This is a genomic window from Arthrobacter sp. KUASC02 (genome assembly GCF_059739395.1).
Genome location: NZ_AP046053.1, coordinates 4,822,998 through 4,833,704 on the forward strand (window position 1 = coordinate 4,822,998; position 10,707 = coordinate 4,833,704).

8 protein-coding genes and 1 tRNA gene are annotated in these 10,707 nt (G+C 65.0%); 7 read left to right on the forward strand and 2 right to left on the reverse strand.

Going from position 1 to position 10,707, the window contains the following annotated elements; all coding sequences use genetic code 11:
* Positions 1–2: 2 nt before the first annotated feature.
* Positions 3–1,100 carry an ABC transporter substrate-binding protein gene (locus AC6JAC_RS22270; RefSeq protein ID WP_028272347.1) on the reverse strand — a complete coding sequence of 366 codons (1,098 nt, stop codon included), beginning with the start codon at positions 1,098–1,100 and terminating at the stop codon, positions 3–5.
* A gap of 255 nt (positions 1,101–1,355) precedes the next feature.
* A tRNA-Leu gene (locus AC6JAC_RS22275) sits at positions 1,356–1,438 on the reverse strand.
* Between the two features lie 364 nt (positions 1,439–1,802).
* Between AC6JAC_RS22275 and AC6JAC_RS22280 the strand changes: the two genes are divergently transcribed.
* From AC6JAC_RS22280 to AC6JAC_RS22310, 7 genes are all read left to right on the forward strand, one after another.
* Complete coding sequence (locus AC6JAC_RS22280; protein WP_028272346.1) at positions 1,803–2,549, forward strand: FHA domain-containing protein; 747 nt, start codon at positions 1,803–1,805, stop codon at positions 2,547–2,549.
* Entirely contained in the window at positions 2,546–3,028 is a 483-nt protein-coding gene (locus tag AC6JAC_RS22285; protein ID WP_011689896.1) for an FHA domain-containing protein FhaB/FipA, read from the forward strand. Before AC6JAC_RS22280 ends, AC6JAC_RS22285 begins: the two co-directional genes overlap by 4 nt.
* Positions 3,029–3,030: 2 nt before the next feature.
* Complete coding sequence (locus tag AC6JAC_RS22290; RefSeq protein WP_497966720.1) at positions 3,031–4,797, forward strand: PP2C family protein-serine/threonine phosphatase; 1,767 nt, start codon at positions 3,031–3,033, stop codon at positions 4,795–4,797.
* A complete protein-coding gene (locus AC6JAC_RS22295; protein ID WP_497966722.1) occupies positions 4,794–6,254 on the forward strand; it encodes an FtsW/RodA/SpoVE family cell cycle protein in 1,461 nt (486 codons plus the stop codon). The genes AC6JAC_RS22290 and AC6JAC_RS22295 overlap by 4 nt, the downstream gene beginning before the upstream one ends.
* Positions 6,251–7,711 carry a peptidoglycan D,D-transpeptidase FtsI family protein gene (locus tag AC6JAC_RS22300; protein WP_028272343.1) on the forward strand — a complete coding sequence of 487 codons (1,461 nt, stop codon included), beginning with the start codon at positions 6,251–6,253 and terminating at the stop codon, positions 7,709–7,711. The genes AC6JAC_RS22295 and AC6JAC_RS22300 overlap by 4 nt, the downstream gene beginning before the upstream one ends.
* Positions 7,708–9,537 (forward strand): protein kinase domain-containing protein, encoded by a 1,830-nt coding sequence (locus tag AC6JAC_RS22305; RefSeq protein WP_497966724.1) that lies wholly within the window; start codon positions 7,708–7,710, stop codon positions 9,535–9,537. Before AC6JAC_RS22300 ends, AC6JAC_RS22305 begins: the two co-directional genes overlap by 4 nt.
* A 56-nt stretch (positions 9,538–9,593) precedes the next feature.
* A partial coding sequence (locus tag AC6JAC_RS22310; protein WP_497966726.1) for a protein kinase domain-containing protein occupies positions 9,594–10,707 on the forward strand: 1,114 nt, incomplete at its 3' end.

Genomic DNA, 10,707 nt, shown 5'->3' on the forward strand with positions numbered 1-10,707 from the left:
TCCTACTTAAGGTCGGGGTTTTCGGCATAGACCTCGTCGAGGAGGCTCAGGTCGAAGATCGCGTCCGCGGTGGTGTCGTAGCCGGCGAGCTTGAGGATCTCGATGTTCTTGTCCATCAGCTCCTTGGACACAGTGAAGAGGCCGTTGCTGTCCGTCTCCGGCGTGGCAATGAGCTTGGTGTTCTGGGCTTCCGCCTGGCCCTTCTCCTTGGCCATGGTCAGGCCCAGTTCCTTGCCGTAGACCTCAACGGCAAGCCGCGCCGATTCCGCCGGATCGGCCAGGGCATCCTTCCAGCCCTTGATGGTGGCCACAAGGAACGCCTTCAGCTCCGGCCTCTTGTCCTTGATGGATTCCTCGGTAACCACGAAGCTTTCGGCAATGAAAGGCAGGCCGTTGTCCGCGAACGGCAGGACCGCCGTCTTGTGCCCGCCCAGCTCAAGCGTGAGCACCTCATTGGTCAGGTACGCGAAGAAGCCCTCGACGTCGCCGTTCAGCAGCGGCTGCGGGTCGTACTGCACCGGTACTTTGGTGACCTTTGACGCGTCGATCTTGTTGACCTCCAGCAGGGCATCGAACAACGTTTCGTTGACGCCTGCCTGGACGCCGATCTTCTTGCCGATGAGGTCTTCCGGGGCGGTGATGGAGTTGGCCGCCAGCGACACGATGGTGAACGGGTTCTTCTGGTAGGTGGAGCCGATGATCTTCAGCGGCGCACCCTCGTTGAGGACCACCGGCGCAACGCCCACCGGCGAGGAGGTGCCCACCAGGGCTTTGCCGGACAGGACCATGGTCTCCGCCGATGCCCCTCCCGGGCCGCCGGCAATCAGGTTGACTGCGCTAAAGCCCGCGTCCTTGTAGTAGCCCTTGCTGTCGGCAAAATACTCACCGGCGAATTCCGCGTTCTTCAGCCACGAAAGCTGGACCTCAAGCGTGCCGAACTCGGCGGCCGCCCCGGAAGCCGTACCTGAAGCGGCCGGAGCCGTCGCGCCGGATTCGGCTGCGCAGCCGGTCAGCGCCACCAGGGCGGCCGACGAAAATCCTGCCAGCACCATCCGCCGCGATGGGCGCAGCGGTCCTTTGTCCGAACTGAAAGCCGTCATTCTTCTACTCCAAATCGGGAGGCGGTCACGTGTGAAAGCGGCCCCCGGGGGCCGTCTGGCACCGACACTATGGAACGGTTGTTTCAGGAATCTGCTTGAGCCGTTTCAGCGAAGTTAACTGTCAGTTAGATGGGGGCTGGCGCGATCGACGTCGCGCGGCGGGGAAATGAGGTCGGAGCGTGGTCCTATAACCCTCGGAGCGTGTGGTTAAAGCGGAAAAGCCCCGGTCCTAAGACCGGGGCTTTTCCATTTGCGTGCGCGAGGGGGGATTTGAACCCCCACGCCCTTTCGGACACTGGCACCTGAAGCCAGCGCGTCTGCCGTTCCGCCACTCGCGCGCAACTTCTTTCACTGGAAAGGAAGCCCGTTATCCGGACTGCCAACCTCGTAAAAGCAGCGAGATCAAGCATAACGGACAACCACGGCAAAACACCAATCGGCCTTCCGGGCACCCTGCAGGCCGGAATAATCCCGCCGCTCAGGCGCGTGGATCCGCCAGTGCGGAGACGCCGGAAGACCCTGGCCGACTCAGCCGCCCGTGAACTAATCTCCGCGCCCCGGCGTTGTGCATTAAGGTCATTCACAGCCCCGGCCAGTAGTATCAGATGTAGGAGTGCCCGTCCCCGGCGCACTCCCGGCAATGTTGTGAACTGAGTTCCGAATCGTGTGCTGCCCCGCAGCCGTAGGGAGAGGAGAGGTGCCATGGGAATGCTGGACAAAGTCGAGCGCGGCATCGAAAAGGCCGTCCGCGGTGTCTTCTCCACCGGTTCGAAGGCCCAGGTTGAGCCTGTGGAAATCGCAAGCCGGCTCCGCCGGGAAGTTGACCACAAAGCCATCACCGTCGCCGCCGGACGAACACTTGCCCCGAACGTTTTTGACGTCCGCCTCAGCGAGGATGACTTCAAGCGGGCGCAGGAGTGGGGCACTCCCCTGGCCGAGGAACTCTGCGACGTAGTAATCAACCACGTCAGAAGCCAGGGCTACACGCTCCGCGGCTCGGTCCGCATTTCCTTCCGCCGCGACGAGGAAATACGCGCCGGTGACTTCGAGATCGATTCGAAAACAGAAAATGCCTCCGGTTCCGCCGCAGCCCCGCCGATGCCGCGGAACAACGTGCCCGCCGCGCCGAGCCGCCAGCCCGTCCGCCTTCAGCCGGTCCTGGACATCGACGGCCAGCGCTATTCGCTCAATGCAGCCTCCATCGTCCTAGGCAGGTCATCGGAGGCTGACATCCTGGTGGACGACACCGGAGTTTCACGGCGCCACCTCGAAATACGCACCACAAACGGCACCACAGAAGCCGTAGACCTGGGATCCACCAATGGCAGCTACGTCAACGGACACAAGGTTGTCGGCAGCGTCGACCTTACTGACGGCTCCACCATCACGATGGGACGGACCAAAATCATCTTCCGCCTTTTGCCCGCCGACTCCGGTGGCCGCCCGTGAGCGAACTGACCATTACGGCCCTGCGCTTCGGATTCCTCCTGTTGCTGTGGGTCCTCATCTTCAGCATCGTGTCTGCCATGCGACGGGACCTGATGATCGGCAGGAAGGCGGCGATGGGTGCTCCCACCGCCCGCCAGGTACGCAAGCACCCTGAACTGGCAGAAACAGCACCGCCTCCCGCGAAGCAGCAGGCCCGCCAGCTGGTTGTCACGGAAGGTCCGCTCAAAGGCCACACCATTCCACTGGCAGATAGCCCCATCCTCCTGGGCCGTGCACAGGAGGCCACGCTGGTCCTTGAAGATGATTACGCTTCGGGCCGGCACGCCCGGCTGTTCCCGCAGGGCAGCCGTTGGTTCATCGAGGATCTAGGCTCGACCAACGGCACATACCTGGCCAATCAGCAGCTCACCCGAGCGCTCCCGGTGGAGCTCGGTGTCCCCGTGAGAATCGGCAAGACGGTCATCGAATTGAGGCCATAGCCGTGGCCGTCCCGGAAACTCCCGCCGACAAGGGCCCCGCCCCGACGCGGCCGCTCATCATGCGCTACGCCGCCCGCTCGGACGTGGGACGCATCCGCGCCAAAAATGATGACTCCGCCTATGTCGGCCGGCACCTGGCGATCGTGGCGGACGGCATGGGCGGACACGCCGGGGGTGACGTGGCCTCCGCGGCCACCGTCCTGGACATGCTGCACCTGGACCATGGTCATTACGACGGCGACGCCGGGACCGTGCTGGCGGACGAGATCCAGACCGCCAATTCCCTCCTGTCTGAACTCGTGCACATCAATCCGAAGCTTGCCGGCATGGGAACCACCGTTACGGCCCTCCTCCTCGCCGAAGGAAAACTGCACTTCGCCCATATCGGCGACTCCCGCGCCTACCGACTGCGCAACGGCGAGTTCAAGCAGATCAGCGTCGACCACACCTTTGTCCAGCGGCTAATCGACGAAGGCCGGCTGCGCCCCGAGGAAGCGGAAACCCATCCGCATAAGAACGTCCTGATGCGGGTCCTGGGCGATGTTGACGCCAGCCCCGAACTCGACCTCGCAACCCTCGACGTTGAACCCGGCGAACGATGGCTGCTCTGCTCCGACGGCCTGAACTACGTGGCGGGACACGTCGTGGAACGGACCGTCCGCGAAACCAAGGATCTGCGCGAATGCGTCGAAACCCTTGTGGACCTGACCCTTGAGGCCGGCGCCCCGGACAACGTCACGGTGGTCATGCTCGAAATCGCCGAACAGACGCCCGACGACGTCCGCACGGCCGCTGTAGAAATCGTTCAGCCACCTGCCGGCAGCACCGATGCGGCAAAACCCGCCGCCCTGGCCGGGACGCCGGCAGCATCCCCGGAGGACACAAAGCCCACGCCCGCCGGAGAGGCCGCCGGGGCCGTCCCGGCTGCCGCCGCCGGGGCGGATGCCACCCCGGGTGCGGATGCCGCTGCGGCCTCCGGGGACAAACCGGCCGCACCCGGAGCGGACGCCGGGGAAGCCGGCAAAGACGGCGCCGGCCCGAAGAACCCCTCCAAGACTGGCGAACCCACCACCACCACGGACCCGCATTTGGGCGAGCACCTGTCGGCCGCCGTCCTCCGCGAGGAACTTTCCACGCGTCCGCATGAACTTGTCGGAGCAGCCGCTGCCGCCGCCGAATCCGGGTCGATTCCAACCATCGCCGGCCGGACTGTCGCACGCCGCGCAGCCACAGTCCTCACCCACAAGTCGGATCAGGGCCGCGAGGAAACCGACGAATACAAGCCGGCCGCCAAGCCGCGCCGCTGGGTCACCATCGCCACGGCCGCCGCACTCCTGGTCATCCTGAGCGTCGGTTTGTGGCTCGGGTATGCCTGGACTCAAACGCGCTATTACATCGGCGAATACGACCAGCGGGTTGCCATCTTCAACGGCGTGTCACAGCGGTTGGGACCCATCCAGCTCTCCACGCTGGAGACGGTGACGGACATCCGCATGTCCGACCTTCCGGAATTCTCGCAGCAGCGGGTCCGCCAGACCGTCCCGGCACGCGACCTCTACGACGCACAGCGGATCGTCAAGAACCTCGATCTGACCGGCACAACATCGCCGGCGGACGAATGCGCCAGCCCGACGGCCACGCCGTCAACCGCTTCCCCGTCTGCATCGGGCGCCGCGCCTGCACCAAGCGGCACCGCGGCACCGCCCGGAACCGCCAAGCCATCCGCCACGCCAAGTCCGTCCGCCAACACTTGTGAGGAGGCCAAATGACGCAGATTGAGGCCACCCCCAAGCCACGACGAAATACCGAACTGGCACTTCTGATCCTGGCCCTTGCCGTGGGCATCGGCGCCAACGCCCTGGTGGGCGTGGACCAGGATAAAGCCTTTGACTCGGACTTCTGGTTCCAGTCCAGCCTGCTCGCCGCGGCTGCGCTCGTCTTCCACGTGGTGCTGCGTATCAGGGCAAAATATGCTGACCCGGTAATACTTCCCCTGGTGGTTGCCTTGAACGGCCTGGGGCTGGCGATGATCCACCGACTGGATGCCCCGGGGGACGATACTGGCAACAACCAGCTCCGCTGGACCTTGATTGCCATGGCCGTTGCCATCGCCGTCATCTGGTTCCTTAAGGACCACCGGATCCTGCGCCGGTTTACTTTCATTTCTCTGGCAGTGAGCGCCATCCTGCTGATCCTGCCGCTGATCCCGGGCATTTCGGCCGGTGAAATCCTCGGTGCCCGTGTCTGGATAAAGCTGGGCCCCATGACCTTCCAGCCGGGCGAAATTGCCAAGATCACGCTTGCCATATTCTTCGCCGGGTATCTTTCCTCCAACCGGGACCTGATTCTCCTCGCGGGCCGCAAACTAGGCCCGTTGCAGTTCCCCCGGGTCAAGGACATGGGCCCGATGATCACCGCCTGGCTGGTGAGCATCGGAGTGCTGATCTTCCAGCGGGACCTCGGTTCCTCTGTGCTGTTCTTCGGCCTGTTCATTGTGATGATCTACGTGGCCACGAGCCGGATCAGCTGGGTTGTGATCGGTGTAGCACTGATCCTGGGCGGCGGATATGTGGCGTCCAAGGTGTTCTCCCACGTGGGCCTCCGCATCGATGGCTGGCTGAACGCCTTTACTGACGAGGTGTACGGGCGGCAGTTCGGCGGGAGCTTCCAGATTGTGGAAGGCCTGTTCGGCATGGCCAACGGCGGCCTCGTGGGAACCGGCCTTGGCCAGGGGCGGCCGAACCTGGTGCCGTTTGCCAACAGTGACATGATCATCGCCTCCTTCGGCGAGGAACTCGGCCTGATCGGCCTGTTCGCCATCGTGCTGATGTACCTGCTCCTGTTCACGCGGGGTTTCCGTGCAGCACTGGGCACCCGGGATGCTTTCGGGAAGTTGCTGGCCTGCGGGCTGTCCTTCGCCATCGCCCTGCAGTGTTTCGTGGTGATCGGCGGCGTCACGCGCCTGATCCCGCTGACCGGGCTCACCACGCCGTTCCTGGCCGCGGGCGGGTCCTCGCTGCTGGCGAACTGGATCATCGTTGGCCTGCTCCTGATGATTTCGCACACCGCCCGCGGTCCGGTGGACACCACGCCCATGCCGCACGGCGCGGAGCCTGGTGAAAAGAAGCCTGCTCCGTCTTCCCCGCCGCGGCCGGCCAAGCAGCCGGGCCGTCAGCCTTCCTCCGCCCATCCCGACGCGCCAACTGAAGCGGTGAAACAACTGTGAACCACGCAATTCGGAATTCATGGATCGCCGCGGTAGCCATGTTCGCGCTGATCTTCGGCGCCCTCAGCTATGTCCAGGTGGTGGGTGCCGATGAACTCCAGGCAAACCCCTGGAACAAGCGTGCAATCCTGCAGAACTACTGCAACGACCGCGGCGCCATCATCGTCGGCGGAAAGCCCATCGCGCAGTCCGTCGCGGCATCGGAAAGCTGCAAATTCCAGCGGACCTACACGGAGCCCGAACTGTATGCCGGCATCACGGGATATTTCTCCAAGAACTACGGTGTCACCGGGCTGGAAAGCGCGCTGAACGAGCAGCTGGCCGGCAGCTCCGACCAGCTCTTCCTGGACCGCATCGGCCAGTTGTTCCTCGGCAACCAGCCCAAGGGCGCCTCGGTTGAACTCACCATTGATCCGGCGCTCCAGAAGCTTGCCTACGACTCCATTCCGGACGGCCAGCGGGGCTCCATTGTGGTGACGGACCCGAAGACGGGCAACATCCTGGCCATGGTGTCCAAACCTTCGTACGACCCGAACCTGATCGCAACGCAGGACGCTGATGCCGAGGCGGCGAACTACAACGAGCTGAACAAAATCCCTGGCATCAACCTGAACCAGAACGTCAGCGGCCCCACCGGCGCGCTCCTCGCTCCGGGTTCTGTCTTCAAGCTCGTCGACACGGCGGCGGCGCTCAGCTCGGGCAAGTACAACAAGGACAGCGTCCTGCCCAACCCCGCCGAGATGAGCTTCCCCGGCATCCAGTACAAGCTGCCGAACTACGCCGGCGGCAACTGCTACACCCAGAACACCGCGAGTTTCGCCTTCGCCCTGCAGCAGTCGTGCAACACTCCGTTCGCAGACATCGCCCGGGACCTGGGCCAGGAAGCCATCGCCGATCAGGCCGCCAAGTTCGGCTTCGGCGAGGACCTCGGCGACCAGCTGAAGCTGGACTACGCCAAGAAGGCCTTCCCGGCGGAGCAGCTGGACCCGGCCGGGCTCGCACAGTCCGCCATCGGCCAGCGCGATGTTCGGGCCACGCCGCTGCAGATCGCGCTGATGACCTCGGCCATCGCCAACGGCGGTGTCCAGATGCAGCCGAACCTGATCAAGACCGTGCGGTCACCGGACCTGCGCATCATCAGCGAACCGAAGCCCGAAGTCCTCCGGACGTCCACCAGCCCCGAGATTTCGCGGCAGATTACCGAGTGGATGACCAGCGTGGTCAGTGAAGGCATCGGCCGCGGGGCCGCCGTTCCCGGCGTCCAGGTGGCCGGCAAGACCGGTACTGCCGAGCTGGGAACCGACGGCTTGAACAACTCATGGTTCACGGGGTTCGCCCCGGCCAACGACCCGCAGGTGTCGGTGACCATCGTCATGCAGGGCGTGGACATCACTACCGGCGCACAGCTAACCAGTCCGAACGCGAAGAAGATTTTTGAGGCGGTGTTGAATAAGTGAGGCCTACATCGGGAATCACCCTCGGCGGGAGATTCCAGCTGACCACGCGTATTGCGATTGGCGGGATGGGAGAAGTCTGGAAAGCCAAGGATCTTATCCTTGGCAGGATTGTCGCCATCAAGGTGCTCAAAGAGGAGTACACGGGCGATCCCGGGTTCCTCCAGCGCTTCCGTGCCGAGGCGCGCCACACGGCGCTGCTGAATCACGTCGGCATCGCCAATGTCTTTGACTACGGCGAAGAAGAGGGCTCGGCCTACCTCGTGATGGAGCTGGTGCCGGGCCATCCGCTGAGCAGCATCATCGAGCGCGAACAGGTGCTGTCCCCGGACCGTACGCTGTCCATGATCGCCCAGACTGCCCGCGCCCTGTCCGTGGCCCACTCACAGGGCCTGGTGCACCGCGACATCAAGCCCGGCAACCTGCTGATCACCCCGGACGGCCGCGTCAAGGTGACCGACTTCGGCATCGCCCGGCTGGCGGACCAGGTCCCGCTGACCCAGACCGGACAGGTCATGGGCACCGCCCAGTACCTCGCACCGGAACAGGCCACCGGCCAGACGGCCACGGGCGCCTCGGACATCTACTCCCTCGGCGTCATCGGCTACGAGTGCCTCACGGGACACCGTCCGTTCTCCGGTGAATCGCAGATCGCCATCGCGCTTGCCCAGGTGAACGACGCCCCGCCGCCCCTTCCCGAAACCCTGCCGACGCCGGTACGGGCCCTCCTGATGTCCATGCTCGCCAAGGACCCCAAGAACCGCCCGGCCAACGCCATCAAGCTGTCCGAGGCAGCGGAAGCCATCCGTAACGGTGACATCGCCGCTGCGCACGCCGCCGTCCCCGGAATGCTGCTCTTCGAGGCGGCCACGGGGCCGATCACCGCGCCGGTTGATATCCCCACCGCCGCAACCGGCGTCATCGAATCCCCTGAAAAGGACAAATCGACGACGACGACTTCCGCACTTCCGGTGGTTGGCGCCGCCGGCGCCGGCGCTGCAGCCGGGCTCGCGGCAGGAGCGGCAGCTGCCGCAGCCACGGGTCCGCACAGCACGCTGTCACGCGCCGACGCCCTGGCCGCGCAGCGCAGCTGGGACCAGGAAGAGGAGCAGGACCGCTACGACGAACCGGTGGACGAACCGCAGCGCAAGGGCCGCAGCCCGTGGACGTGGCCGCTCATCGCCCTCATCGTGCTCGTCCTGTTCGCGCTGATAGGTGTCATGCTCACGCAGGCCGGCATCTTCTCCCCGTCCGGCCCGGCCGAATCTTCTTCCACCTCGACCAGCGCCAAGCCCACCAGCCGCAGCGCTTCGCCGACGTCAACCTCGGCCAGCCCCACAGCCTCGAGCGCGAGCCCGACGCCCACGCAGTCCACTCCGGAAACCATCAACCTGATCCCGGATGCCTACCTGGGCCAGCCGTACAACACCGTCCGCAGCCAGCTCGTGGGCATGGGGCTCACCGTCAAGGGTGACCCGGTGTTCAGCGACAAGCCGGAGGGAACGGTCACCAACATCGAACCGTCCGGTCCGGTGGCCCCCGGCGAGACCATCACCGTCACCTATTCCAAGGGCCAGGAACCGGCCCCGGAGTCCTCTGTGCCCGCGATCGGCGTAGGCAGTTCCGAGTCGCAAACACAGAAGGCCATCGAGGACGCCGGTCTGCGTTGGGTCAAGGGTGCAGATGTTCCCGGCAGCGCAGGTCAGAAGGCCGGGACCTTCGTCAGTTCGGAACCGGGCGCCGGCAGCAAGGTGCCCGCCGGGTCCGTCGTGACGTACCACCTCGCCCAGGAACTCCTGCCCACCCCCACCACGTCGACGTCGAACTAAGGCGCACAGTGCCGGACTCACCCCGCCTCCCGTCGCACAGAGAGGACAGCCTTCCAGTGAATACCCAGCGCGTCCTCAACGGACGGTACGAACTCGGTGAGCTGATTGGCCGCGGCGGCATGGCAGACGTCCACCGCGGCGTTGATACGCGGCTCGGCAGGACAGTGGCCATCAAGCTGCTGCGCCCGGATCTTGCCCGGGATCCGCAGTTCCAGGCACGGTTCAAGCGCGAAGCCCAGGCCGTGGCAGCCTTGAACCATCCTTCGATTGTTGCCATTTACGACACCGGTGACCACGCGGTGCCGGGCGGCCCCGAGGACACCGTCCGCGTGCCATACATCGTGATGGAATTCGTGTCCGGGAAGACCCTGAGGGATCTGATCCGCGCGAAGGAAGTCAGCATTGACCATGCCATCGACTTCACCCTGGGCGTGCTCTCGGCCCTCGAGTACAGCCACCGCGCAGGAATCGTCCACCGGGATATCAAGCCCGCGAATGTGATGTTCTGCGAAGACTCGGACACCATCAAGGTCATGGATTTCGGGATTGCCCGGGCCATGGCTGATTCGTCCGCCACCATGACCCAGACCCAGGCTGTAGTGGGGACCGCCCAGTACCTGTCACCGGAACAGGCCCGCGGCGAAACCGTGGACGCCCGCAGCGACCTGTACTCCGCGGCCTGCCTGCTGTATGAAATGCTGACGGGGCGGCCCCCCTTTGTTGGGGACAGTCCCGTTTCCGTCGCCTACCAGCACGTCCGTGAGATTCCGGGACTGGCCAGCAGCCTCAACCCCGAGGTATCAGAGGCCCTGGACAGCGTGCTGGTCAAGGCCCTCCAAAAGAACCGGGCCGACCGTTTCCAGGACGCGGCCGCGTTCCAGCGGGCCCTCCGGGCGGCACGCAACGGCGTCTCCGTGCCGGACGCGGCGGCGGGCGAGGACCCGACGGACGCCAACAACACGGCCGCGGAGCGGACGGCGCAGGCCGCCCCCTACGCGCTGACGGGCGCTGCGTTCCTTGACGATTCGCCCAGCGGCCGGCTCCGGCCGCTCAATGACACACTCGGCGACGACCAGGCGATTCCCGCCCAGGTTTACGAGCCTTCGGAATCCAACGATCTTCCGCTCGGCTTCCCGCCCGAACGTGAGCGGACCCCGCGGCAGAAGTCCC

Coding starts and splice junctions, on each gene's coding strand:
- AC6JAC_RS22270 (WP_028272347.1), bottom strand. CDS start 1,100: ATGACGGCTTTCAGTTCGGACAAAGGACCGCTGCGCCCATCGCGGCGG.
- AC6JAC_RS22280 (WP_028272346.1), top strand. CDS start 1,803: ATGGGAATGCTGGACAAAGTCGAGCGCGGCATCGAAAAGGCCGTCCGC.
- AC6JAC_RS22295 (WP_497966722.1), top strand. CDS start 4,794: ATGACGCAGATTGAGGCCACCCCCAAGCCACGACGAAATACCGAACTG.